This window comes from Sphingomonas sp. Mn802worker, from assembly GCF_000382485.1.
GTDB lineage: Bacteria > Pseudomonadota > Alphaproteobacteria > Sphingomonadales > Sphingomonadaceae > Sphingomonas.
Genome location: NZ_AORY01000011.1, coordinates 153,017 through 175,887, shown reverse-complemented (window position 1 = coordinate 175,887; position 22,871 = coordinate 153,017). Strand labels below are relative to the sequence as shown.

At 67.3% G+C, this 22,871-nt stretch carries 24 protein-coding genes; 6 read left to right on the top strand and 18 right to left on the bottom strand.

All coding sequences use genetic code 11. The features are described 5' to 3' along the window. Nucleotide 1: 1 nt before the first annotated feature. The 7 genes from SMN802W_RS0109570 to SMN802W_RS0109540 form a co-directional block, all read right to left on the bottom strand. On the bottom strand, nt 2–460 hold the full coding sequence (locus SMN802W_RS0109570; protein WP_019516686.1) for a response regulator: 459 nt from the start codon (nt 458–460) through the stop codon (nt 2–4). Then, nucleotides 457–1,971, bottom strand: coding sequence for a sensor histidine kinase (locus SMN802W_RS0109565; protein ID WP_019516685.1), 1,515 nt, complete (start codon nt 1,969–1,971; stop codon nt 457–459). The genes SMN802W_RS0109570 and SMN802W_RS0109565 overlap by 4 nt, the downstream gene beginning before the upstream one ends. A gap of 72 nt (nt 1,972–2,043) precedes the next feature. Next, complete coding sequence (locus SMN802W_RS0109560) at nt 2,044–2,784, bottom strand: exonuclease domain-containing protein (protein ID WP_026325961.1); 741 nt, start codon at nt 2,782–2,784, stop codon at nt 2,044–2,046. 56 nt (nt 2,785–2,840) lie between these two features. After that, nucleotides 2,841–3,938 (bottom strand): MBL fold metallo-hydrolase, encoded by a 1,098-nt coding sequence (locus tag SMN802W_RS0109555; protein WP_026325960.1) that lies wholly within the window; start codon nt 3,936–3,938, stop codon nt 2,841–2,843. A gap of 143 nt (nt 3,939–4,081) precedes the next feature. Next, nucleotides 4,082–4,759, bottom strand: a complete 678-nt coding sequence (locus SMN802W_RS0109550; RefSeq protein ID WP_019516682.1) for a DUF1013 domain-containing protein — start codon at nt 4,757–4,759, stop codon at nt 4,082–4,084. A 130-nt stretch (nt 4,760–4,889) separates the two neighbouring features. Next, nucleotides 4,890–5,912 carry a glycosyltransferase family 4 protein gene (locus tag SMN802W_RS0109545; RefSeq protein ID WP_019516681.1) on the bottom strand — a complete coding sequence of 341 codons (1,023 nt, stop codon included), beginning with the start codon at nt 5,910–5,912 and terminating at the stop codon, nt 4,890–4,892. A gap of 8 nt (nt 5,913–5,920) precedes the next feature. Next, nucleotides 5,921–6,862, bottom strand: a complete 942-nt coding sequence (locus tag SMN802W_RS0109540; protein WP_019516680.1) for a UDP-2,3-diacylglucosamine diphosphatase — start codon at nt 6,860–6,862, stop codon at nt 5,921–5,923. A 237-nt stretch (nt 6,863–7,099) separates the two neighbouring features. Between SMN802W_RS0109540 and SMN802W_RS0109535 the strand changes: the two genes are divergently transcribed. Beyond that, nucleotides 7,100–7,360: a hypothetical protein gene (locus SMN802W_RS0109535; RefSeq protein ID WP_037523776.1), complete on the top strand. Its 261-nt coding sequence runs from the start codon at nt 7,100–7,102 to the stop codon at nt 7,358–7,360. Nucleotides 7,361–7,451: 91 nt separating this feature from the next. Here the strand turns inward: SMN802W_RS0109535 and SMN802W_RS0109530 are convergent, their stop codons facing one another. Then, nucleotides 7,452–8,453, bottom strand: coding sequence for an NAD(P)H-quinone oxidoreductase (locus SMN802W_RS0109530; protein WP_019516678.1), 1,002 nt, complete (start codon nt 8,451–8,453; stop codon nt 7,452–7,454). A gap of 68 nt (nt 8,454–8,521) precedes the next feature. On the opposite strand from SMN802W_RS0109530, the gene SMN802W_RS0109525 reads away from it, so the two are divergent. Together SMN802W_RS0109525 and clpA are read left to right on the top strand one after the other, a co-directional pair. After that, nucleotides 8,522–8,719, top strand: a complete 198-nt coding sequence (locus SMN802W_RS0109525; protein WP_019516677.1) for a DUF1192 domain-containing protein — start codon at nt 8,522–8,524, stop codon at nt 8,717–8,719. Between the two features lie 239 nt (nt 8,720–8,958). Then, nucleotides 8,959–11,271, top strand: coding sequence for an ATP-dependent Clp protease ATP-binding subunit ClpA (gene clpA, locus SMN802W_RS0109515; protein ID WP_019516675.1), 2,313 nt, complete (start codon nt 8,959–8,961; stop codon nt 11,269–11,271). Nucleotides 11,272–11,457: 186 nt separating this feature from the next. On the opposite strand, the gene SMN802W_RS0109510 is transcribed toward clpA, so the two are convergent. Together SMN802W_RS0109510 and rbfA are read right to left on the bottom strand one after the other, a co-directional pair. Continuing rightward, nucleotides 11,458–12,036 carry a thymidine kinase gene (locus SMN802W_RS0109510; protein ID WP_019516674.1) on the bottom strand — a complete coding sequence of 193 codons (579 nt, stop codon included), beginning with the start codon at nt 12,034–12,036 and terminating at the stop codon, nt 11,458–11,460. Nucleotides 12,037–12,043: 7 nt separating this feature from the next. Beyond that, nucleotides 12,044–12,436 carry a 30S ribosome-binding factor RbfA gene (gene rbfA / locus SMN802W_RS0109505; RefSeq protein WP_019516673.1) on the bottom strand — a complete coding sequence of 131 codons (393 nt, stop codon included), beginning with the start codon at nt 12,434–12,436 and terminating at the stop codon, nt 12,044–12,046. Between the two features lie 329 nt (nt 12,437–12,765). On the opposite strand from rbfA, the gene SMN802W_RS18260 reads away from it, so the two are divergent. Beyond that, nucleotides 12,766–13,092: a hypothetical protein gene (locus SMN802W_RS18260; protein WP_019516671.1), complete on the top strand. Its 327-nt coding sequence runs from the start codon at nt 12,766–12,768 to the stop codon at nt 13,090–13,092. A gap of 24 nt (nt 13,093–13,116) precedes the next feature. On the opposite strand, the gene infB is transcribed toward SMN802W_RS18260, so the two are convergent. The 5 genes from infB to rimP are packed head-to-tail and all read right to left on the bottom strand — an operon-like array spanning nt 13,117 to nt 19,131. Next, nucleotides 13,117–15,960, bottom strand: a complete 2,844-nt coding sequence (infB, locus tag SMN802W_RS0109490; protein WP_019516670.1) for a translation initiation factor IF-2 — start codon at nt 15,958–15,960, stop codon at nt 13,117–13,119. Next, nucleotides 15,957–16,700, bottom strand: a complete 744-nt coding sequence (locus SMN802W_RS0109485) for a DUF448 domain-containing protein (RefSeq protein ID WP_051083562.1) — start codon at nt 16,698–16,700, stop codon at nt 15,957–15,959. The genes infB and SMN802W_RS0109485 overlap by 4 nt, the downstream gene beginning before the upstream one ends. Beyond that, nucleotides 16,681–16,923, bottom strand: a complete 243-nt coding sequence (locus tag SMN802W_RS0109480) for a tautomerase family protein (RefSeq protein WP_019516668.1) — start codon at nt 16,921–16,923, stop codon at nt 16,681–16,683. The genes SMN802W_RS0109485 and SMN802W_RS0109480 overlap by 20 nt, the downstream gene beginning before the upstream one ends. Beyond that, nucleotides 16,923–18,551 (bottom strand): transcription termination factor NusA, encoded by a 1,629-nt coding sequence (gene nusA, locus SMN802W_RS0109475; protein WP_019516667.1) that lies wholly within the window; start codon nt 18,549–18,551, stop codon nt 16,923–16,925. Before nusA ends, SMN802W_RS0109480 begins: the two co-directional genes overlap by 1 nt. Before the next feature lies 1 nt (nt 18,552). Next, the gene (gene rimP / locus SMN802W_RS0109470; protein WP_051083560.1) at nt 18,553–19,131 is read right to left on the bottom strand and encodes a ribosome maturation protein RimP; all 579 of its coding nucleotides are present in this window, start codon (nt 19,129–19,131) and stop codon (nt 18,553–18,555) included. A gap of 193 nt (nt 19,132–19,324) precedes the next feature. Between rimP and SMN802W_RS0109465 the strand changes: the two genes are divergently transcribed. Continuing rightward, nucleotides 19,325–20,560 carry a PQQ-dependent sugar dehydrogenase gene (locus SMN802W_RS0109465; RefSeq protein ID WP_156818809.1) on the top strand — a complete coding sequence of 412 codons (1,236 nt, stop codon included), beginning with the start codon at nt 19,325–19,327 and terminating at the stop codon, nt 20,558–20,560. Nucleotides 20,561–20,581: 21 nt separating this feature from the next. Here the strand turns inward: SMN802W_RS0109465 and SMN802W_RS0109460 are convergent, their stop codons facing one another. Continuing rightward, a complete protein-coding gene (locus SMN802W_RS0109460) occupies nt 20,582–20,965 on the bottom strand; it encodes a PaaI family thioesterase (RefSeq protein WP_019516664.1) in 384 nt (127 codons plus the stop codon). Further along, nucleotides 20,962–21,441, bottom strand: a complete 480-nt coding sequence (locus SMN802W_RS0109455) for a PaaI family thioesterase (RefSeq protein ID WP_156818808.1) — start codon at nt 21,439–21,441, stop codon at nt 20,962–20,964. Before SMN802W_RS0109455 ends, SMN802W_RS0109460 begins: the two co-directional genes overlap by 4 nt. 123 nt (nt 21,442–21,564) lie before the next feature. Here SMN802W_RS0109455 and SMN802W_RS0109450 point away from each other — a divergent pair, with 123 nt between their 5' ends. Further along, nucleotides 21,565–22,383, top strand: coding sequence for a crotonase/enoyl-CoA hydratase family protein (locus tag SMN802W_RS0109450; RefSeq protein WP_019516662.1), 819 nt, complete (start codon nt 21,565–21,567; stop codon nt 22,381–22,383). Between the two features lie 7 nt (nt 22,384–22,390). Here SMN802W_RS0109450 and SMN802W_RS0109445 read toward each other — a convergent pair whose 3' ends face one another. Beyond that, nucleotides 22,391–22,831, bottom strand: coding sequence for an acyl-CoA thioesterase (locus SMN802W_RS0109445; protein ID WP_019516661.1), 441 nt, complete (start codon nt 22,829–22,831; stop codon nt 22,391–22,393). Nucleotides 22,832–22,871: the final 40 nt, after the last annotated feature.

The following is a 22,871-nucleotide window of genomic DNA, read 5'->3' as shown; positions in this document are numbered from 1 at the left end:
GTTACCGGCCGTCGTCCAGATCGGGCACCTGGATGACCGACAGGAACAGGCCGAGCTGGCGAATCGCCTGCGCGAAGCTTTCGTAGTTCACCGGCTTGGTGATGTAGACGTTGGCGCCGAGATCGTAGCAGCGCTGTATTTCCACCTTGTCGTCGGTGGTGGTCAGCACGACGACCGGGGTACGCCGCACCGGACCGTCGCTGCCCTTGATCCGGGCGAGGATGTCTGTGCCGCTCATGTCGGGCAGATTCAGGTCGAGCAGGACGAGCGCGGGGCCGTTGCGCTGCGGACCGTCATCGGCGTTGAACAGGTAATCGAGCGCGCTGGTGCCGTCGGTGAAGTGACGGATATGGTTCGAGATGCCGGCGCGGCGGATGTTCTTCTCGATCAGGCGCGCGTGGCCCTCGTCATCCTCGATCATCACGATGTTGACCGACTGCGGGTTAGATGACGCGTTCATGCGGGCTGGTCCTGCGATTCAAGCGAAAGGGGAAGGGTCAGGCGGAAGGTGGCACCTTCGCCGAGCGTCGAGGAAACGTCGATATGCCCGCCCAGGCGGAAGACGAGCGCGCGGACGGTGGCGAGGCCGATCCCCTCACCAGGGCGGTCCTGCGTGCCCGAGCGGCGGAACAGGTCGAACACGCGCGAATGGTCGCGCGGGTCGATGCCGCGGCCGTTGTCGGCGACCTCGATGATGACGCGCGAGGCCTGGCGGCGACCGCGCACGATGATGCGACCGGGCACGCCAGGTTTCAGGTACTTGACCGCATTGTCGACGAGGTTGGAGAGGATCTGGTCGAGCGAGAAGCGGTCGCTGACGAGATCGGGCATCGGTTGCTCGATCACCAGTTCGGCATTCGCCTCGGTCAGGCGGTGGGTCATCGCGTCACGGATATTCTCGACCAAGTCGACAAGGTCGAGCGGTTCGGGCGAGAGGACGCGGCGGCCCTGACGCGACAGCATCAGGATGGCGTTGATCAGCCGGTCCATCTTCTGCGTCGAGGTACGGATGAAGCCGATCGCCTCAGGCAGATCCTCGCGCACCGCGAGGCGCGCTTCCTCGCTGACGAGGTGCGGCGCGTCCTGCTCGGCCTGATCGAGCAATTGGCCAAGCTGCTGCGTTGATGCCTCCAGCTCGGCGGTGAAGCCCATCACGTTGACGAGGGGGGAGCGCAGGTCGTGGCTGACGATATAGGCGAAGCGCTGTATTTCCTCGTTGGCGCGGGTCAGGTCCGCGGTGCGATCGGCGACGATCGCTTCGAGATTGGCGTTCAACTCGTTGAGTGTGTCGCGCGACCGCCCGAGATCGCGGGTGTAAGTGAGCACCGCGGCAAGCGAGATCAGCGCCACCACTACCAGCAGCACGCCGGTCAGCGCGAGCATGACGTAGAAGGCGTGCACAGCGCTGCGCAGCTCTGCGTCGCGGGCGGCGAGCAGCGCACGCTCGACGGCGATCATGCGGTCCATTGTTCGGCGCACGCCGACCATGCGGCGCGAGGCGGTTTCGGCGCGGAACAACTCGCGCGCGCGCACGACCTGTCCGGCGTCGACCAGCGCGATCGACTCCGCGCGCGCGGTGATGATCGGGCGGACCTGCTGGCGCAGCGACGCGACGTTGCCGCGTTGCCGGTCGTTATCGGCCACGAGCGCGTCGAGCGCGGTCAGTCGCATCGGCAGCTCGCGCGCGGCGGCCTCGTACGCACCCTTCATGATCGCGACATCGGGCGCGAGCAGGTAGCCGCGCCGCGTCGTCTCGCCTTCCTCGATCAGGCGGCGCAGGTCGATGATCGCATTCTCGACGCGGTAGGTGTGTTCGACCCAGCGCGCATGTCCCTGATTGCGCCCAGTCATCCACGCCGCCGCGATCCCGGCTGCGACGAGTGCGAGAAAGCCGATCGTCATTAGCGCGGTCAGCCGCTTGCCGATTGGGCTCTCCGCAGGTGAGACGAACAGGGCGGACGAGCGGGCCATCGCACCTGCGCTAAGCAGTAAAGCGGACCGGTCACAAGTGCGATAGGTTAGTAGCCCGGCCTTGTGCGACGATTAAAGCAGCAATTCCTGCGCGGTGGCGCGACCGACGTGTCCGCCGCCGCGCCGCCTGGCCATCTCGGTCTCGGCGGTGAAGCGGATGTCGGGATCGCGATCGGTCATGAACTTGACGAGGCTTTCCTCCTCGATCTCGCGCCATTCCTTGCCGCGATCGGGGCCGTAGCGGACACGCGGCAGGAGGCCCGGCGCGTTCGACCATTCGATCAGCTGCGCGACGCTCGCCTCGTTCAGCTGGTCGCGGACATGGTGCGCGGTGACATAGGCGTCGGGGAAGGCGCGGTGTGCCGGCAGGCCACGCTCATGTTCGAGCCCGTATGGCTTGCGCCAGTAGCGCAGCACCTGGTTGGAGAAGGACGGGCTGTCGGGCCAGAGCCGGAGCGCGCATTTCCACGTGCAGATCCAGTCGGCGTTGCGCGTGAAGGCGGGGGTGCAGAACTGCTCCTCGAACGCGGCACGGTGCGCGGCGAGCGCGACGCGGCGCGGGTAGGGATCGAGCACCTGGCGCGCGACGTCGTGCCAGTAGGGCGCGTCGGCGACATCCTCGTCGCGGATATGGTGAATCGCTTGCGTGACCGGCGGCATCGGGCGGCCGGGGTTGACGAGGATGTTGCCACCGTCGCCGTACAGCTCCCAACGGCCGTCCTCGCCGAGCGCCACATCCTGCCAGCCGACCTCGCACACCGCATGCGCGGGCGGGGCGGAGCCGGTCGTCTCCAGATCAATGACGCGAACGATCTGCGGTTGCGGGCGGGGGCGGGTAGTGAAGCTCGACACGACGGGTAAATGGGCGTTCAGGCTTGCGAATACCACCACACGCCGCCTCGCGTGGTGCGAACCGCGCGGCCGGTGACCTCCAGGTGGCGCAGGTGCGCGAGTGCCTCGCCGGTCGCCATGCCGATCACGTCGGGGCCGATCGGGCGGCGGAACAGCTGCGTGAAGCAGTCCACTGCGCGGCGCGGCTCGGTCATGTAAGCGACGAGCGCGTCAAGCCGGTCGCGGTGTTCCTGCTCCAGCGCGTCGAGCCGCGCGTGGAGGCCGTAAAAGGGATCGCCGTGGCCGGGAAGAACGAGCAAATCGTCGGGTAGCTGACGGAAGCGTTCGATCGAGGCTAGCCAGTCGCCGAGCGGATCGGCGCCGGGCTCGCCGGCGTGAAGCGAGATGTTGGAACTGATCCGTGGCAGGACCTGATCGCCCGCGATCAGGATGCGGCGGTCATAGTCGACGAGGCAGGCGTGCTCGGGCGAGTGGCCTTGGCCGACGACGACGTGCCAGTCGGCCTCGCCGATCCGCAGCACCTCGCCGTCACGAATGCGAGTGTAGCCGAGTGGGAGCCGCGCGATCATCTTGGCGAAGCGCGCAAAGCCGCCCTTGCTCGCTTCCGCGATCTGTTCGCCAGTCCAGCCCGCGCCGTGCCAGAAGGCGACCTGCTCGTCGGGCACCTGTTCGCGCGCGTCGGACGACAGCATCCGTGCGGTCAGCCACTCGGTGCGGGTCATCAGGATGGGAGCATCGTCGAAGCGGCGCGACAGCCAGCCGGCGAGCCCGATGTGGTCGGGGTGCATGTGGGTGCACAGGATGCGGCCGATCCGGTCGCCGGCGAGCGGCCCGTCGAGGATCGTTCGCCACGCCTCCGTGCTGCGCGGGCTGGCGGTGCCGGTGTCTACGCTAAGCAGGCACGGGCCGGTCGCATCGCGGTCGTCTAGGATCAGTCCGTTGACGTGCTTGAGCGGCCCCGACATCGGCACGCGCCACCAGCGGATGCCGGGCGCGATCGTCACCAGCTCGCCCGATTTGGGTGCGCGATCACCGAAGGGATAGGTGAGGCCGGCGGCGCTGGTCGGGGTCAATCCCTCGTCGCCGATCAGTCCGCGCTGGTGGTGTGTTGCCATACGCACGACGCTAGCGGTCGCGGGCGGCGCGCGTCACGTGATAAATGATGCGGGTGCCCCGACGATGCCGAGGTACAGCCGCAACCAACAAGAGCCGCGAACGGAGCTCCGCTCGCGGCTCTTGTTGGTTGCCCAGGCGCGCCTCAGCGGCGGAACGGGTCCTCGAACGCAGGGCGGGCGGTCGCGCCTTCGTCAAAACCGTTTTCGGCGTCGCGTGCGGCCTGGTCTCGCTCGGCACGCAACGACGCGATCAGCGCCTGACGGTCGCCATCGAGGCGGGTGTCGGTCTGCTGCTGCTCGATGCCCGCCGCCTTTGCAGCCTTGCTCACCGCGGCGTCGAGCTCGCGCTGGCTGGTGAGGCCGAGCGTGACGGGATCCTTCGGCGTGATGTTGGCGATGTTCCAGTGGCTACGGTCGCGGATCGCGGCGATCGTCGTGCGCGTGGTGCCGATCAGCAGCGAGATCTGGCCGTCCGAGATCTCGGGATGGTTGCGGATGATCCAGGCGATGCCGTCGGGCTTGTCCTGCCGCTTAGACACCGGTGTGTAGCGCGGCCCCTTGGTGCGGCGGACCTGGTCGGGGCCCTTGGTCATCTGCATCCGGTAATCGGGATCGGCCTGCGCGCGGTCGACCTCTTCCTGCGTCACCTCGTGCGCGCGGATCGGATCGCGCCCGGTCAGCTTGGTCGCGGCGGTGTCATCGGCGATCGCCTGCACCTCAAGGATGTGGAGGCCGCAGAAGTCGGCGATCTGCTCAAAGGAGAGCGCGGTATTGTCGACCAGCCAGGAAGCAGTGGCGTGGGGCATGAGCGGCTGGGCCATGCGGGAACTCCATAAATGCAAAGGGCCGCCCCTTACCGGAGCGGCCACACCATGCCCGCAGACTTAGTGCAGGGGGAGGGCGAGGGCAAGCGGGTGATACGCGGCACTCGCGCGTGACGAAGATGAGCGGTCAGGCGGCGAGCGCGGCGGGGGCGATCGGTTGCAGGGCCGCGAGGAACTGCTCGGTCGCGGCCGTCCAGGTGAAGCGTGCGCCGGCGGCTGCGCAGGCGTGGCGGTCGAGCGTGAGGGCGGCGCGGATCGCGGTTGGGAGGTCGGCGTGCATCGCGCCCGTTTCGGCGGTCAGGACGTCGATCGGCCCTGCGACTGGGTAAGCGGCGACGGGCGTGCCGCAGGCGATCGCCTCGATCATCACCAAACCGAACGTGTCGGTGCGGCTGGGAAAGACGAAGGCGTCGGCGCTGCGATAGACGGCGGCGAGAGCATCGCCCGAGCGCCGGCCGAGGAAGTGCACGGCCGGGAAACGCTGTTGGAGCGACGCGAGCGCAGGTCCGTCGCCGATCACGACCTTGCTGGCATGGACTGGTGCCGAGAGGAACGCATCGAGGTTCTTCTCCACCGCGACGCGGCCGACGTAGAGCAGCACGGGGCCGGGCAGCGCGCAGATCGCTCGTTCGATCGGACCTGACGGCGCGAAGCAGGCGAGGTCGACGCCGCGGCCCCACAGGCGCGTGTGAGCGAGGCCGTGCGCGTGCAGCTCGGCGGCGATCGTCGGGGTGGAGACGAGCACGGCTTGCGCCGCGGCGTGGAACCAACGGACGTAGCGCCACACCCACTCAGGGTCGACGCCGGTGCGCGCGGCGACGTAATCGGGAAACTGTGTGTGATAGGCAGTGGTGAAGGGAAGCGCGCGCGCGCCGCACCAGCGCCGGGCCGCGAGCCCGAGCGGGCCTTCGGTCGCGATATGGATTGCGTGGGGGGCGAACGCGGCGAGGCGGCGGCCGACGGCGCTGCGCCCGGCGAGCGCGAGGCGGATTTCGGGATAGGTCGGGCAGGGCAGGCTGGCGAAGGCGTCGGGCGCGATCACCAGCACCTGATGTCCGAGCGCCAGCAGGTGGGTGCGCGTCGCCTCCAGCGTGCGGACGACGCCGTTGACTTGCGGCGCCCATGCGTCGGTGACGATCGCGATCCGCACGCGAGCGCTCAGGCGGCAAGCGTCAGCGGTGCGGGAGCGGCGGCATCACGTTCGCGACGCGCGATCTCGTCGGCCCAGTGAAGCAGCTCCATGCGGCCGTCGTGATGCTCGACCAGCGCGGTGCAGCCCTCAACCCAGTCGCCGTCGTTGTAATAAGCGACGCCGGCGATGTCGCGCATCTCCGCGGTGTGGATGTGGCCGCACACGACGCCGTCGACCCCGCGCGAGCCGGCAGCCTGCGCGACCACCTCCTCGAAGCGCGAGATAAAGGCGACGGCGTTTTTCACCTTCGCCTTGGCGTGTTTCGACAGCGACCAATAGGGCATGCCGGCACGGCGGCGGAAGGCGTTGACCCAGCGGTTGACCGCCATCAGCGCGGTATAGGCGGCGTCACCGACGTGCGCGAGCCAGGTGTGCGCAAGCGTGATGGCGTCGAACTCGTCGCCGTGAAGGACGAGGAGGCGACGACCGTCGGCGGTCTCGTGGATCGCCTTGCGCCTGATCTGGATGCCGCCGAAGTCGAGCCCGGCGAACTGGCGGAACATCTCGTCGTGGTTGCCGGGAATGTAGACCATCCGCGTGCCGCGGCGCACACGCTTCATCAGCCGCCAGACGACATCGTTGTGCGCGGCGGGCCAGTAGAACCGCTTCTTCAACCGCCAGCCGTCGATCATGTCGCCAACGAGGTACATCCTGTCGCTGTCGACATGATCGAGGAAGTCGATCAACAGATCGGCGTTGCAGCCGCGGGTGCCGAGATGCACGTCGCTGATCCAGATCGTGCGATAGCGGCGGCGGCGCCCTTCGGGCTCAAAACCATCGAACTCCGGTTGCTCGGGTTGGGGACTGTCGAGGCGCGAGGCGGCGAAATCAAAGAGGGCGGTGATGTTGGCACCGCCCGTGTCATGCGGAGCGTGCGAACGTAAGCGCGCGATCGTCTTGGCGGTCATAGCGAGCCCTCCCAGTCGCGAACGGCTATGCACCGGCGATGTTACGCCCGCGTCTCGTAAGCGTGACGCCGGCGCGACACGCGCGTGACGGTTCGGCGACATGCGCGCGGCCGTGCAAGTGTCTCACGCCTGCAACATGGCTGTGCTTTTACGCGCACCACACGCCGCGGGGGCGTGCCGCATCGTTGACAGACGTGGCGGCACGAGGGAAGCGGGCGTCAACAGGAGGAATTTATCATGTCGTTCAAGTCCATGCTGGGTGGCAGCGTCGCCGCCGCACTGATGACCGTTTCTACCGCCGCCGTAGCCGCGCCTGCGCCGGCGCCGACGAACCCGGCGGCGTCCTTGTCGATCCGCGCTGCCGCTCCGGCTGCGAAGTCGAGCAAGATCGGCGCGGCCGTGCCGACCGGCACGCTGATCAGCATCGGCATCCTGGCGGCGATCGTCGCGGTGGTGCTGGTCGCGACCGACGGCAACGGGAACAGCGACAGCAACTGAGCCGAGGCGCTTCGCCGATCAGCGGAGTGAAACAGAAAACGGCGCGGCGGGGATGCCCGGCGCGCCGTTTTGTTGTTGGCCGCAGTGGTGCTTAGTCGAGCGTCAGCACGATCTTTCCGACATGGTCGCCCGCCTCCATCCGGCGGTGCGCGTCGGCGGCCTGGGCGAGCGGGAAGGTGCGGTCCATCACCGGCTTCAACCGACCCGCCTCGACGTGCGGCCATACCGTCTTGTGAAGTTCGTCGGCGACGAGCCCCTTGAACGCGGCGTCGCGCGCGCGCAGCGTCGATCCGGTCAGCGTCAGGCGGCGGCGCATGATGTCGAAGATCGGGATCGTCGCATGGGTGCCGCCCTGCACCGCGATCGAGACATGACGCCCATCGTCCGCCAGGCACTGCATGTTGCGCGGCACGTAATCGCCGCCGACCATGTCGAGCACCGCGGCGCAGCCGTTGCCCCCGGTGATCGTTTTCACCTCGGCTACGAAATCCTGCGTCTTGTAGTTGATCGCATGGTGCGCGCCGAGCACGCGTGCGGCGGCGCATTTCTCGTCCGAGCCCGCGGTCACGATGATCGTCAGCCCGAACAGGTTGGCGAGCGCGATCGCCATCGTGCCGATGCCGCCGGTGCCGCCGTGTACGAGCACGGTGTCGCCCTCGACCGCGAAGGCGCGCTCGAACAGGTTGGTCCACACGGTGAACAGCGTTTCCGGCAGCGCGGCGGCCTCGGCCATCGACAGAGCCTCTGGCACGGGCAGGCACTGCGCGGCGGGAGCAACGGCGTACTCGGCATAGGCACCGCCCGCGACCAGCGCGCAGACCGGCTGACCGATCATCGCCGCGTCGACCTCGTCACCGACCGCGACGACGTGTCCGGCGAGTTCGAGCCCCAACGTGGAGGAGGCGCCGGGCGGGGGCGGGTAGCCTCCCTTGCGCTGGAGCACGTCGGGGCGGTTGACCCCGGCGGCGGCGACGCGGATCAGCAGCTCGCCCGCGGCGGGCGTCGGTACGGGTCGCTCCACCGGCACCAGCACCTCGGGTCCGCCCGGCGTCTCCGGGTCGATCGCCAGCATCGTCTCGGGCAGGTCACCCATCACACGAAGTCCCCCATTTCGCCGCGGCCTTATTGACTTCGCATCCGGCAGGGTCAACGTTCGTCATCGTGGACCTGGACGATATCCTCGGTCGCCGCGGCGACGACCCGCTGACGGCGTTGCTGGCGGAGGATCTCGATCGGCTGTCGGTCGGCGAACTGGAGGCGCGGGTCACGGCGCTGGAGGGCGAGATCGCGCGCTGCCGTGTGAAGATTGACGGCGCGGTGAGCCACCGTGCGAGCGCGGATTCGCTGTTCAAGTCGTGAGACGCGCGCGCCGATGATCGGGACCGCCCGCCTGCACGCGCCGACCACGGCGATGCGGCGGGTGCGCGGTCACGTCGTGCCGGACCGGCTGCGCCGCGGCCGATCGATCGGCACGGACGTTCAATCTGGCGACGGTGCCGACCACAGGGACGCGCGGCTTGATGCGGGGCGTGTCACTACCGACATAGGTGGAAAGGGCGATGCCTGTTCGGGCAGCGCCCGACAGGAGTAAGTAACAGATGCCTTCTTTCGCCAGCGCTCTCGAGACCACGCTGCACAAGGCGCTCGAGGCCGCCTCCTCGCGTCGCCACGAATATGCGACGCTGGAGCACCTTCTGCTCGCGTTGATCGACGACGAGCATGCCAGCCAGGTGATGGCGGCGTGTGGGGTCGACACGGGTGAGTTGAAGACCACCGTCGCGCACTACCTCGACACCGAACTCGGCGCGTTGAAAGTCGACGCCGCCACCGATCCGTCACCGACCAGCGGCTTCCAGCGCGTCGTCCAGCGCGCGATCCTCCACGTCCAGTCGTCGGGCCGGGACGAGGTGACGGGCGCCAACGTGCTCGTCGCGCTGTTCAGCGAGCGCGAGAGTTACGCGGTCTATTTCCTCCAGCAGCAGGACATGAGCCGGCTGGATGCGGTCAGCTACATCAGCCACGGCGTTGGCAAGGGCAGCGCCACTCCGGAGGCGACGAGCGTGAAGGGTGCGGAGGAAGAGAAGAAGGAAAAGGCCGAGGGCGGAAAGAAGGGTGAGAGCGCGCTCAAGCAATTCACCGTCGACCTGAACGAGAAGGCGAAGACCGGTAAGGTCGATCCGCTGATCGGGCGTTCGGCCGAGGTTGACCGCACGGTGCAGATCCTGTGTCGCCGCTCGAAGAACAACCCGCTTTACGTCGGTGATCCGGGCGTGGGGAAGACCGCGATTGCGGAAGGTCTGGCGCGCAAGATCGTCGAGGGCGACGTGCCCGAGGTTTTGTTGCCCGCCGTCATCTACTCGCTCGACATGGGCGCGCTGCTCGCCGGCACGCGCTATCGCGGCGACTTCGAGGAGCGATTGAAGGCGGTCGTCAACGAATTGGAGAAGATGCCCGACGCGGTGCTCTTCATCGACGAGATCCACACCGTAATCGGCGCGGGTGCGACCTCGGGCGGGGCGATGGATGCGTCCAACCTGCTCAAGCCCGCGCTGTCGGGCGGCACTATTCGTTGCATCGGGTCGACCACCTACAAGGAGTTCCGCAACCACTTCGAGAAGGATCGCGCGCTGCTGCGCCGGTTCCAGAAGATCGACGTGAACGAGCCGACGATCGAGGACACGATCAAGATCCTCGCCGGCCTGCGCTCCGCGTTCGAGGAGCACCATTCGGTCAAGTACACGCCCGAGGCGATCAAGTCGGCGGTGGAGCTGTCGGCACGATACATCAACGACCGCAAGCTGCCCGACAAGGCGATCGACGTGATCGACGAGGTCGGCGCGATGCAGATGCTGGTGGCGCCGAACAAGCGCAAGAAGACGATCACCGCCAAGGAGATCGAGCAGGTGATCGCGACGATGGCGCGCATTCCGCCGAAGTCGGTGTCGACCGACGACAAGAAGGTGCTTGAGCATCTCGAGACCGACCTGAAGCGCGTGGTGTTCGGGCAGAATGCAGCGATCGAGAAGCTGTCGTCGGCGATCAAGCTGGCGCGTGCCGGCTTGCGCGAGCCGGAGAAGCCGATCGGCAATTATCTGTTCTCGGGCCCCACCGGCGTCGGCAAGACCGAGGTGGCGAAGCAGCTGGCGACGATTCTCGGCATTCCGCTGCAGCGGTTTGACATGTCGGAGTATATGGAGCGCCACTCGGTCAGCCGGCTGATCGGTGCGCCACCGGGCTATGTCGGGTTCGACCAGGGCGGTTTGTTGACCGATGCGGTCGACCAGAACCCGCATTGCGTGCTGCTGCTCGACGAGATCGAGAAGGCGCATCCCGACCTGTTCAACATCCTGTTGCAGGTGATGGACAACGGGCGTCTGACCGATCAGCACGGCAAGACGGTCGACTTCCGCAACACCATCCTGATCATGACGACCAATGCGGGTGCGAGCGACATGGCGCGCGAGACGGTTGGCTTCGGCAACCTGACCCGTGAGGGTGAGGACGAGCAGGCGGTGCAGCGGATGTTCACGCCCGAATTCCGCAACCGGCTGGATGCGGTGGTGCCGTTCGGTTACCTGCCGCCCGAGGTGGTCGCGCGGGTGGTCGACAAGTTCATCCTCCAGCTGGAACTCCAGCTCGCCGACCGCGACGTCCACATTAAGCTGGACGACGAGGCGAAGACATGGCTGACGACCAAGGGCTATGACAAGCTATACGGCGCGCGCCCGATGGGCCGGTTGATTCAGGAGAAGATCAAGCAGCCACTCGCCGAGGAACTGCTGTTCGGCAAGCTGGTCCACGGCGGCGAGGTGACGGTGAAGCTGAAGGACAACGCGCTCGCCTTTACGATCGAACCGGCAGCGCCCAAGCCCAAGAAGAAGGGTGGTAAGGCGGCGACCGTCAAGGCGTGAGACGCGACGACCGTTAAGTGAGTTGAGCCCCGGCTGGGTAACTGGCCGGGGCTTTGCGCAGAGGTGGTGGAGTGACCTGGCCCCGCTATCCCTCCCTCCTTCTCACCGCGCAGAAGAAGCGTGACCTCCGATCAAGCCTGGGAAGACGAGTGCGTAGCCGGGAGATCTGCCGCGACAGATCGCCGCTCAGCCTGCCAGCGCCTCGGTGAAGTGGCGGCGGCATAGCGCGACGTAGCGGTCGTTGCCGCCGATCTCAGTCTGCTGCCCCTGCGCGATCGGGTTTCCAGAGCTGTCGACCCGCAGGTTCATCGTCGCCTTGCGCCCGCAGGCGCACACCGACTTTATCTCATTGAGCGAGTCGGCGAGCGCGAGCAGGCGCGCCGAGCCGGGAAAGAGCTGTCCCTGAAAGTCGGTGCGCAGGCCGTAGGCGAGCACCGGCACGCCGAGTGTGTCGGCGAGCCAGGCGAGCTGGTCGACCTGCGCGTCGGTGAGGAACTGCGCCTCGTCGACCAGCACGCATGCGACCGGTGCGTCGGCGTGCTGCGCCGCCACCTGCGCGGCGATGTCGGTCAAGTGGTCGAAGGGGGTCGCGGGCGCGGACAGGCCGATGCGCGAGGTGATCGTACCCGCGGCGAAGCGATCGTCGATCGCGGCAGTGAACAGCATCGTCGCCATGCCGCGCTCGCGATAGTTGAAGTCAGCCTGAAGCAGGTTGGTCGACTTGCCCGCGTTCATGCTGGCATAGTAGAAATAGAGCTTTGCCACGGCGCGCCTATTCGCCGTCGTTCAGGTCGCGTGCAACCTCGGGGCGACGCAGCAGCGCGTCGATATGACTGCCCTCGTCAAAGCTCTCATCGGCGAGGAATTTGAGCTTCGCGGCGTACTTGTTCTGTACGCGGTGCGCGACCTCGCGCTGGAGGTAGGCTGTGTTGGTGCGCAGCGCCTTCAACACCGCTTCCTCATCGCGGCCGAGCAGCGGCTTCACGAACACGGTCGCGTGCCGCAGGTCGGGCGACATGCGCACTTCCGTGACGCTGACCATGTGTTTCGCCAACGTCTCGTCATGCACGTCGCCGCGTTGCAGGATCTCGGACAGGACGTGGCGGACCTGCTCGCCGACGCGCAGCGTCCGAACGGATTTATCGGGCTTTTCGTCGTTCTTCATATCAAACTCTCATCGCTACGAGCACAGCGTCGCCGAGCTGCCGCGTGTTCCGAAACCCGCCATTAGCATTACGCAGGTCGACGCCAAGTGTCGCCGCGAACATGCGTAGCGGCGGCATCGCGTTCGCAAGTTCCACACCGTCGTCCAGCACTCGCACGGTCCCGCTCTCATATGGCGGACCATCCAACAGTGGTGAACAACTCCGCGACGATCGCCCGATCGTCCAGGTCACGCGCGAATGCTCGAGGCGACCGTATCGCGTAGTCGATCTCTCCATTGCCAGGTATCGCAGATGTCGATTGAAGCCTGCACGCAGCACATCTAGCAATATGCCAATCGACACGCCGTTGTCGGTATCGGCGCTGATGCGCAGGACGATGATGCGATCGACCAGTTCAAGCGTGCGCGGGTTGAACGTCGCTCAGCCACTCGATGTCACCTTCTTGACCCGAGATGCGCTCTCCGTCGAAGCCAACCACGTCGTAGCCGCGCTGGTTGACCGCACCAGCCATCTCACCGTGGGTCAACATGGCGGCGCAGAGCTCACTGATGCGTCCCGTCAGATGGTGCAACTCGGCGCGCGGCGCGCCCCAGTCGAGCTCCTTTTAAAGCCAGCCGAGCGCCTCGCCAAGCGGGCGGATGATCTGTGTCTGTGACATCATCCGCCCGCTCAGGCGTGCTTAGAGCGTGCGCTCGCGCAGTTCGACCTCGTAGGTCTCGAGGTAATCGCCGGCCTTGATGTCGGTGAAGTTCTGCGTGAACGTGACACCGCACTCCAACCCGGCGCGGACCTCGGGCACGTCGTCCTTGAAGCGACGCAGCGACGCGATCTCGCCCTGGTAGATGATGACGTCCTGACGCGTGATACGCGCCTTGAGCGACTTGCGGATAACACCGTCGGTGACGAGCAGACCCGCCGCGCGACCGTGCTTGCCGGCCGAGAAGACCTCGCGGATCTCGGCGCGACCGACGACGGTCTCGAACGCCTCCGGCCCGAGCTCGCCCGCCATGCCGGCGCGGATTTCGTCGATCAGGTCGTAGATGACATCGTAATATTTCAGCGCCACCTTCTGCCGCTCGGCGATCTCGCGTGCCTTGGCGTTCGCGCGGACGTTAAAGCCGATGATCGGCGCGCCCGACGCACCCGCGAGCGTCACGTCGCTCTCGGTGATACCGCCGACGCCCGAGTGCAGTACGCGCGCGCGGATGAGGTCGGTCGAGATCTTGTTGATCGACGCGACGATCGCCTCGACCGTGCCTTGCGTGTCCGCCTTGACGACGAGCGGATATTCGATCGCCTTGTTGGCGGCGAGCGCGGAGAACATGCTCTCTAGGCTAGCCGGCGCTGTCGTGGTGCGCTTCTGCGTCAACACGCCCTGGCGATATTCCGCCACTTCGCGCGCGCGCTGCTCGTTCTCGACCACCTGCAACTGGTCGCCCGCCGACGGCGTTCCGGTGATGCCGAGCACCTCGACCGGCATCGACGGACCGGCGTTCTTGAGCTGGCGGCCCTTGTCGTCGACGATCGCGCGCACCTTGCCGCTTTCCGCACCGACGACGAACACGTCGCCGACCTTAAGCGTGCCGCGCGTGACGAGCACGGTCGCGACCGGGCCGCGGCCCTTGTCGAGCTTCGCCTCGACCACGCTGCCCTCGGCATCGCGATCAGGGTTGGCGCGCAACTCTAGCAGTTCGGCCTGAAGCTGGATCTTGGCGATCAGCTCGTCGAGCCCGGTCTTCTTAAGCGCGGAGACTTCGACGTCCTGCGTCTCGCCGCCCATCGCCTCGACCTGAATGTCGTGTTCGAGCAAACGCTCGCGCACGCGCTGCGGGTTGGCGTCGTGCTTGTCGACTTTGTTGATCGCCACGATCATCGGCTTGCCTGCCGCCTTCGTGTGGTTGATCGCCTCAATCGTCTGCGGCATCAGCCCGTCATCGGCCGCGACCACCAGCACCACGATGTCGGTCACGTCGGCGCCGCGCGCACGCATGGCGGTGAACGCCTCGTGGCCCGGCGTGTCGAGGAAGGTGACCTTCGACTTGTCCTTGAGCGTCACCTGATACGCGCCGATGTGCTGCGTGATGCCGCCGGCTTCACCGCGCACCACGTCGGTGCCGCGCAGCGCATCGAGCAAGGACGTCTTGCCATGATCGACGTGGCCCATGATCGTGACCACCGGCGGACGCGGCTGCAGATCGCCCTCAGCGTCGGGCGCTGTGTCGAACGCGAGGTCGATGTCGCTGTCGGAGACGCGGACGATGTTGTGGCCGAATTCCGTCACCAGCAACTCGGCGGTGTCCTGATCGATCGACTGCGTCATCGTAACGGGCATGCCCATCTTGAACAGCGCCTTCACCAGGTCGGCACCGCGTTCCGCCATGCGATTGGCGAGTTCCTGCACCGTGATGACCTCGGGCACCTGCACGTCGCGGACCTGCTTGGCCTGCGGCTCGCGCGGGCCGCCGAAGCCACGCTTCTCCTTCTCGCGCGCACGCTTCAGCGCGGCGAGACTGCGGGCGCGGGCGCCGTCCTCGTTCAACGCGCGGTTGACGGTCAGCTTGCCGCCGCGGCGCTCGTCCGACTTGCGGTCGCGCTGCTGCGGACGTGCAGCGGTCGCGCCGCGTGCCGCCATCGTGCCCGCGGGCATCGCGCGCGGCGTATTGACGCCACCGTTCGACGCAGGCTGCGACGGAGTGGCGGCAGCCGCCGGCTTCGGCTCGGGCTTGGGCTGCGGCTTCGGAATGTCGGGACGCGCGACCGGCGAGAAGCGGCGCGGCGCGGGCATCGACGGATCGCGACCCAGCTCGATCGTCGCACGCGGCGCGGGTGCGGGTGTCGGGGCGGGCGTGGGCGCAGGGGTCGGTGCGGGCGCCGGGGTCGGAGCGGGTGCTGCCGCCTCGACCGGAGCGGGTGCGGGCGTCGCCTCGACAGCCGGAGCCGGGGTCGGCTCGGGTGCCGGCGGGGTCTCACGCACGACCGGGCGGAAGCCACGCGCGCCCATCGGCGTCGCGACGGTCCGCGCAGGCGCTGCTTCCTGCACGGGGGCAGGGGCAGGCGTCGGAGCCGGGGTCGGCTCGGGTGCGGGTGCCGGCGGTGCCGCCTGCGCCTCGGCCTCGGCACGGCGCTTCTCTTCGGCGCGGGTGCGCTCGGCCTCGGCGGCGTGCTGACGCTCGCTGTCCTGGCGACGGCGCGTTTCCTCCAGCGCGTGCATGCGCTGTTCCTCGGCCTCACGCAGCAGACGCGACTGGCGCTCCTGCGCGCTTTCGTTGCTGACCGGCGCGCGCGGCGGCGCGGCCTGCGGCTGCGGTGCAGCAGGCGCGGGTGAGGGCGTCGGCTCGGGCGCAGGAGCCTGTTCGGCCGCGCCCTGCGGACCGAGCACGCGGCGACGCTTCACCTCGACCACCACCGTATTGCTACGGCCGTGGCTGAAGCTCTGCTTCACCTTGCCGGTCTCGACCGTGCGCTTCAGCCCCAAGGGCGCGCGCATTCCGAGTTTCGGCTTGTCGTTGTCGGTCTCGCTCACTCAAATTCCTCGTTCATCGTCACGGCCGTAGGCGCCAGGTTCGAGGCAAGCTCGGGACCGGGCGCCGATGCGCCTTGCGAGGCCGTTTCGCAAGGTGCCGGGATAGGATCAGGGCCGATAAAGTGCAGCCAGCGACCGAGCGCTTCGCCCAGTCGATCGGCCGCCGTGCGGTCGGTGACGCCGATATGTACCACATTCTCGCGGCCCAGCGCCAACGACAATATGGGGCGCGGGACGGGAAGAACCAGACCCTTGAGGTCGCTTCCCTCACGATCGGAGCCGACGCGCCACGCCTGGGCGAGCTTGCGCGCGCCGTCCTCACCCGCATCAGCGGCGTGATAGAGCGCACGAAGTTGCCCGCCGCGGGCCGCATTCTCGATCCGCTCGGCACCGGTCAGCAGGTGCCCTGCACGGGCCTCAAGCCCCAAACGGTCGAGCGCGTTCTTCTCCAGCGCGGTCGCGATCTGCTGCGGCAGCGTGTCGGACAGTTGCACGTCGTTCGACTTGAACGCGCGGGCGAGCGCGCCGCGCAGCCGGCCCTTGGCATAGGCCTGTTCGAGTTCGCCACGCGTTACCCCGATCCAGGCACCGCGACCTGGCGCTTTTGCGCGCACGTCGGGGTAGACCAGATTGTCGGGGCCGAGCACCAACCGCACCAGCACGTGCTGCGGCGCACGATCGCGGGTCAGGATGCAGGAGCGGGTGGGGCTTTCTAGCGCCTCATGGTCGGGGTTCCGCATGCGCGTCTCCCTTGGCGGTAGTTGGCGTTGCTGGCGAGTCGCGATCGGCGATCAACTGCCCGCCCGCACCATAATTCTCTGGTGACACTTCCTCGATCACGACCTGCACCGCGGCCGGGTTCTTGCCCAGCCGCGTCACCAGCGAGGAGGTGACATCAGCCACGATCCCCGCTTTCTGGTCGCGGGTCGCACTGCCCGCCAGTCGGATCGACACGAACGGCATCAGTCGCGCGCCGCCTCCTGGGTTGCGGGCTCAGCGTTCTCGCCCGCCGCTGCCGGCTCGTCCTCGAACCAGTGGGCGCGTGCGGCCATGATCATCTCGTTGCCCTGCTCCTCGGTCAGGCCATAGGCACCGAGCACGCCGCCCTTGTGCTCCGGACGCTTGGGCGCGTCGTCGTTGCGGCGACGCGGCTCCTGACGCTTCTTCTCGATCAGCTCGTCGGTGGCGAGGTCGGCCAAGTCGTCGAGCGTCTTGATCTTCGCCTTGCCGAGCGTGACCAGCATCGCCTCGGTCATGTACGGCAGCTCGGCCAGCGCGTCCTCGACGCCGAGCGCACGTCGCTCCTCGCGCTGCGCGGTCTCGCGCCGTTCGAGCGCTTCCTGCGCGCGGCTCTGCAATTCCTGCGCGAGGTCCTCGTCGAAGCCCTCGATCCCCGCCAGCTCGTCGAGTTCGACATAGGCGACTTCCTCGAGCTCGCTGAAGCCTTCAGCGACGAGCAGCTGCGCGAGCGTCTCGTCGACATCGAGCTCGTTCTGGAACGTGTCGCTGTTCTTGACGAACTCGGCCTGACGCTTCTCGCTCGAATCGGTCTCGGTCAGGATGTCGATCGCCTTGGCGGTCAGCTGCGAGGCGAGGCGCACGTTCTGGCCGCGACGACCGATCGCGAGGGAAAGCTGATCGTCGGGGACGACGACCTCGATCCGGTCGTCTTCCTCGTCGATCAGCACGCGCGCGACGTTCGCCGGCTGCAGCGCGTTGACGACAAAGGTCGCGGTGTCGGGCGACCAGGGGATGATGTCGATCTTTTCGCCCTGCATCTCCTGCACGACCGCCTGAACGCGGCTGCCCTTCATGCCGACGCAGGCGCCGACCGGATCGATTGAGGAATCGTGAGAGATGACGCCGATCTTCGCGCGGCTGCCCGGGTCTCGCGCGGCCGCCTTGATCTCGATGATGCCGTCGTAGATTTCGGGCACTTCCTGCGCGAACAGCTTTTTCATGAAGTCGGGATGCGCGCGTGACAGGAAGATCTGCGGGCCGCGGTTCTCGCGCACGACCTTGAGGATCAGGCTGCGGATGCGGTCGTTGACGCGCACCACCTCGCGCGGGATCTGCGCGTCGCGGCGGATCACGCCCTCGGCGCGGCCGAGGTCGACGACGATGTGGCCGAACTCGACCCGCTTGACGACGCCGGTGATGATCTCACCTGCACGGTCCTTGAACTCCTCGAACTGCCGCTCGCGCTCGGCGTCGCGCACCTTCTGGAAGATCGTCTGCTTGGCGGCCTGCGCCTGGATGCGGCCGAACTCGATCGGGGGCAGCGGATCGACCAGATAGTCTCCCAGCTCCGCGCCCTCCTGAAGCTTCTGCGCACCCTTCAGGTCGACCTGCTTGTAGATGTCGTCGACCAGCTCGACCACCTCGACGACGCGCCACAGACGCAGGTCGCCGTTGTTGGGATCGAGCTTGGCGCGGATGTCCATTTCCTGGCCGTAGCGCGTGCGCGCCGCGCGCTGGATCGCGTCCTCCATCGCCTCAATGACGATGCCCTTGTCGATCATCTTCTCCGACGCGACCGAATTGGCGATCGCGATCAGTTCCGCGCGGTTCGCAGTGACGCCCGTGGCCATCTTACTGACTGTCCTCTTCTTCGAATTCTTCTTCTTCCGCACCCTCTTGCGAGAGCGGGACGGTGGCGGCGATCAGCCGGTCGGTGAGCAACAGCTTCGCATCGGCGACCTGATCGAACCCGATCGTCATCGCTTCATGCTTGCGCACGTCGATCGTGATCCGGTCGCCGTCGGTGCCGACGAGGTCGCCGGTCAGCTGCTTGCGACCGTCGACCGGCGCGGTCAGGTGGATGCGGGCCTCGTGCCCCTTCCAGTCCTCGAAATCCTGCAACCTGGTGAGCGGACGGTCGATGCCGGGGCTCGACACCTCAAGCCGGTAGGCGCCATCGATGTAATCGCGTCCGGCCGCTTCCGCGGCGTCGAGCTGATCGGAGATGCGGCGCGATAAGTCGGCGCAATCGTCGATCGTCAGCTGGCGCGTGTCGGGACGCTCGGCCATCACCTGCAACGTACGCTCGTCTCCCTTGCCGAACAGGCGCACGCGCACCAGCGCGAAACCGAGTGCCTCGGCCTCGGGTGCGATCATGGCAGCCAAAGCCTTCGTTGCAGAAAGGGCGTTTGTATCGTCCAAGCGGGTCATCCGAACATGCGTTTCTTGCCGCCGCGGAGCCGAGCTCCGCAGCCCCTTGCACCTGACGATGTAAGAGAAAGCACGCGTGATATAGACCGATCGGGTGAGCGCCGCAAGCCGGCAACGCTTCGTGACAGGCATGCGGGGAACAAGAGGCAGCGATGCGCCTTTGTTCGCGTGACCGAACCCGAGGGATACATACGTGCGATTGATTGCCTTTGCCGCCGCGCTGCTCGCCTCCACCGCCTGCTCGGCGCAACCGCAAGCACAGGGTAACAGCGCGGCAGCGCCGTCCGACGTGACGACGGGGCCGCAAGGGCCGCAGATCGCTGGAAGCAACGATCCGGTCCCGAAGAACGCGCCCGCGCCGACCGCGCGCAACGTGGCGGCGACGACCGGTCGCGCCAACATCGCGCTGACCGCGCCGCCGGTCGCGATTGCCGAGATGGGGCAGTTCGATGCGCCGTTCGCGATCGCGTTCCTGCCGGATGCGAGCCTCCTCGTGACCGAGAAGGCGGGCGCGCTCAAGCACCGTGCCGTTGACGGTCGCGTCGGCAACGTCAGCGGCGTTCCCGCGGTGGCAAGCGGCGGGCAGGGCGGGTTGCTCGACATTGCGATCGCGCCCGATTTCGCGACGAGCCGCCTGATCTACCTGAGCTACGCCGAGCCGCGTCCGAACGGCGGATCGAGCCTTGCGCTGATGCGCGCACGGTTGGACGATGAGCGCTTGAGCGGGCAGCAGGTGATCTGGCGTGCGGGGTCGGACGGCCCGGGCGGGCAGTTCGGCGCGACGATCGCCTTTGCACCCGACGGCAAGTCGCTGTTCCTCACTTCGGGCGAGCGGCAGCGCTTCACCCCGGCGCAGGACCCGCAACAATTGCTGGGCAAGATCGTGCGACTGACGCTCGACGGAAAGGCATGGCCGGGCAACCCGATGTACAAGGCGGGCGGTGCACGTGCAATGACGTGGTCTAGCGGGCATCGTAACCCCTATGGGCTGGTCGTCGCCCCCGATGGACGGTTGTGGGAAGAGGAAATGGGGCCAAAGGGCGGGGACGAGCTGAACCTGATCGAGCCGGGCAAGAATTATGGCTGGCCGCTGGTATCAAACGGCGACAATTATTCGGGTGTCGAGATCCCCGACCATCCCTCCCGCCCCGAGTTCCAGGCGCCGGTACTATGGTGGAACCCGGTGATCTCGCCGGGCGGGATGATCGCCTATACCGGCGCGATATTCCCGCAGTATCGCGGCTCGCTGTTCATCGCCGGGCTGTCGAGCAAGTCGCTGGTGCGCGTCGTGGTGAATGGCGCACAGGCGCGCGTCGCCGAGCAGTGGAACATGGGCGAGCGCATCCGCGACGTGGCGCAGGCACCCGATGGGGCGATCTGGGTCATCCAGGACGGCGGGAAGGGGGCGGCGGCAAGCTGCTGCGACTGACGCCGAAGGGTTGATCCTAGGTCAGTCGCGTTCGATCAGATAGTTCATCCGCGCCGCCGCGATCGGACGGGCACGGTCGTCCTGCCAAGCAAACGCCTCGACATTGGCGACGCGGGTGCCCAGCCGCGTGATCGTGCCCGCCGCGCGCGTCTCGTGGTCGCGACCGCCGCGCATGAAGTCGATCGTGACGTTGATCGGCTTGACCCGACCGCTGCCCTCCTCCGCCAGCGCATGGTGCAGCGCGACGATCGCGGCGACTTCGAGAAGGCCCGAGATTGCGCCGCCCTGCAGGAAGCCGGGGCGGCCGATCACGCCGTCGTGGAACGGCATCATCATGACGGGCGTGCCATCGTCGGCGCGTTCGAGCACCGCGCCGAGCAGCGCGGCATAGGGCGGCAGTCTCATGCCTGTGGCTCCGCGTCGACCTGCGTAGGGGAGAGGCGGGGATATTGCCCGCTCGGGATCATGAAGGTGGCGGCGACGTGCGCGACGGGATCGTTCAGGTCGCCGTCGTGCGCGATCCCGCGCGTGAAGGCGATCGAGCGCGCGACGCGCAGGCACTCGGCACGCCCGATCACCGTGTGACCGGGCCGCGCGGGGCGAAGGTAATCGATCCGCAGGTCGAGCGTCGCCTGAGGCACGAAGGTCTTGATCCGGTTCCAGATCGCGAAGCTGGTCGCCATATCCATCATCGCGATGATCGGACCCGAGGCGATCACGCCGCTCGCTTCGTCGCCGATTAATGCGTTTGAATAGGGCAACGCGAGCTCGATCCAGTCCGCCGCGCGCGCGTGAAAGCGGATGCCGAGCCGACCGCCGTGGCCGCCGAACCGGGTGGCGGCGAGTTGGTCAAGCGTCATCGATGAAGGGTCCCATTTCATCCGCACCTCCTACACCGGCAAGTGCGGGAGGCAACGTGCGTCTCTTATGGACGCGGGGTCGGGTTGCAGGGCCGGGTTGCGGTGCGCTAGCCCTTGGCAACGAGACACGGAGAGGCGGCGGGCATGAGCGACGCGGTGGTTGATAGCGATCAAGTCAGCGGCAGCGGCCGTGTGTCGATCACGCTCGAGGACGGCGTCGCCGACGTACGGCTGACGCGCGCGGACAAGATGAACGCGCTCGACCCCGCGATGTTCGCCGCGCTGGTCGACGCAATTGAACGATTGAAGACGATGCAAGGCCTTCGCGCTGTCGTGCTGTCGGGCGACGGGCGCGCGTTCTGCGCCGGGCTCGACATGGCATCGATGGCAGGCGGCGGATCGGGGCTAAAGCTCGACGAGCGGACATACGGGATCGCCAACACGCCCCAATACGTCTGCACCGGCTGGCGCGAGCTGGGCGTGCCGGTGATCGCGGCGATCCACGGTGTGGCGATGGGCGGCGGTTTCCAGTTGCTGTCGGGTGCCGACATCCGCGTCGCGCATCCCGCCACACGCATGGCGATCCGCGAGACCTATTGGGGGCTGGTCCCCGACATGGGCGGCTTCGTGCTGTGGCGCGGCACCGCACGCGACGACGTGCTGCGCGAGCTCGTCTACACCAGCCGGGAGTTCAGCGCGGGCGAGGCGCAGGCATGGGGGCTGGTCACGCATCTGGACGACGATCCGCACGCCCGCGCGATGAGCATCGCGCGGGAGATCGCGGGGCGTAGTCCAAAGGCGGTGCGTGCGGCCAAGCGCATCTTCAATGCGCTGCCCGATCTGGACGCGGCCGCGATCCTGCTGGCCGAGAGCGAGGAGCAGCTCGCGCTGATCCGCAAGCCTGAGCAGATCGAGGCGGTGCGTGCCAACATGGAGAAGCGCGCGCCGGTATTTGAGGACTGACGTCGGCTCAATCGGCGGCGGTGACGTTCATCAGCTTGCCCGCGAGCGCCGCGCGAAAGTCGTCGGGGATTCCGCCGTCCTTCGGATCGGTCATGACGAGCACGGTGTCGCAGGTCGCGATCGCGCGGCCGTGCTGGTGCATGACCGCCAAAATGTCCCAGGACCGGTTCCCGATGTGGCCGATGCCGGTCGCGATCTCGACATCGGCGGGGAAGCTGCCCTCCGCCAGATAGTTGACCGCGTTCATCGCCACGACCGCGTGAAAGCCGTCGTCGCGGTTGAAGCGGCCGAGCTGCCAGTTGAAGCGCACCCGCGCGGTTTCGAACAGCGCCGCGAACGCGACGTTGTTGATGTGCCCCATCGCGTCAAGGTCCTGGTAGCGCGTCGGGACGGTCTCGCGGACGGGGTAGCTGGCGAGGTCGAGACGGTAGGCGGCGGGGCGGGGCATGGCGGCTTTCTGGATGGGGCGGGGGGTGATCTGATCCCGT

Bases quoted from the DNA above. Each gene is read 5' to 3' on its own strand.
- SMN802W_RS0109460 (WP_019516664.1), bottom strand. From the start codon at position 20,965: ATGAGACTGCCGCCCTATGCCGCGCTGCTCGGCGCGGTGCTCGAACGC.
- nusA (WP_019516667.1), bottom strand. From the start codon at position 18,551: ATGGCCACGGGCGTCACTGCGAACCGCGCGGAACTGATCGCGATCGCC.
- rbfA (WP_019516673.1), bottom strand. From the start codon at position 12,436: ATGAAGAACGACGAAAAGCCCGATAAATCCGTTCGGACGCTGCGCGTC.
- SMN802W_RS0109480 (WP_019516668.1), bottom strand. From the start codon at position 16,923: ATGCCGTTCGTGTCGATCCGACTGGCGGGCAGTGCGACCCGCGACCAG.
- SMN802W_RS0109455 (WP_156818808.1), bottom strand. From the start codon at position 21,441: ATGAAATGGGACCCTTCATCGATGACGCTTGACCAACTCGCCGCCACC.
- SMN802W_RS0109550 (WP_019516682.1), bottom strand. From the start codon at position 4,759: ATGGCCCAGCCGCTCATGCCCCACGCCACTGCTTCCTGGCTGGTCGAC.
- SMN802W_RS0109485 (WP_051083562.1), bottom strand. From the start codon at position 16,700: ATGCGGAACCCCGACCATGAGGCGCTAGAAAGCCCCACCCGCTCCTGC.
- clpA (WP_019516675.1), top strand. From the start codon at position 8,959: ATGCCTTCTTTCGCCAGCGCTCTCGAGACCACGCTGCACAAGGCGCTC.
- SMN802W_RS0109570 (WP_019516686.1), bottom strand. From the start codon at position 460: ATGAACGCGTCATCTAACCCGCAGTCGGTCAACATCGTGATGATCGAG.
- SMN802W_RS0109540 (WP_019516680.1), bottom strand. From the start codon at position 6,862: ATGACCGCCAAGACGATCGCGCGCTTACGTTCGCACGCTCCGCATGAC.
- SMN802W_RS0109565 (WP_019516685.1), bottom strand. From the start codon at position 1,971: ATGGCCCGCTCGTCCGCCCTGTTCGTCTCACCTGCGGAGAGCCCAATC.
- SMN802W_RS0109530 (WP_019516678.1), bottom strand. From the start codon at position 8,453: ATGGGTGACCTGCCCGAGACGATGCTGGCGATCGACCCGGAGACGCCG.
- SMN802W_RS0109450 (WP_019516662.1), top strand. From the start codon at position 21,565: ATGAGCGACGCGGTGGTTGATAGCGATCAAGTCAGCGGCAGCGGCCGT.
- rimP (WP_051083560.1), bottom strand. From the start codon at position 19,131: ATGACCCGCTTGGACGATACAAACGCCCTTTCTGCAACGAAGGCTTTG.
- SMN802W_RS0109445 (WP_019516661.1), bottom strand. From the start codon at position 22,831: ATGCCCCGCCCCGCCGCCTACCGTCTCGACCTCGCCAGCTACCCCGTC.
- SMN802W_RS0109555 (WP_026325960.1), bottom strand. From the start codon at position 3,938: ATGGCAACACACCACCAGCGCGGACTGATCGGCGACGAGGGATTGACC.
- SMN802W_RS0109535 (WP_037523776.1), top strand. From the start codon at position 7,100: ATGTCGTTCAAGTCCATGCTGGGTGGCAGCGTCGCCGCCGCACTGATG.
- SMN802W_RS18260 (WP_019516671.1), top strand. From the start codon at position 12,766: ATGCCAATCGACACGCCGTTGTCGGTATCGGCGCTGATGCGCAGGACG.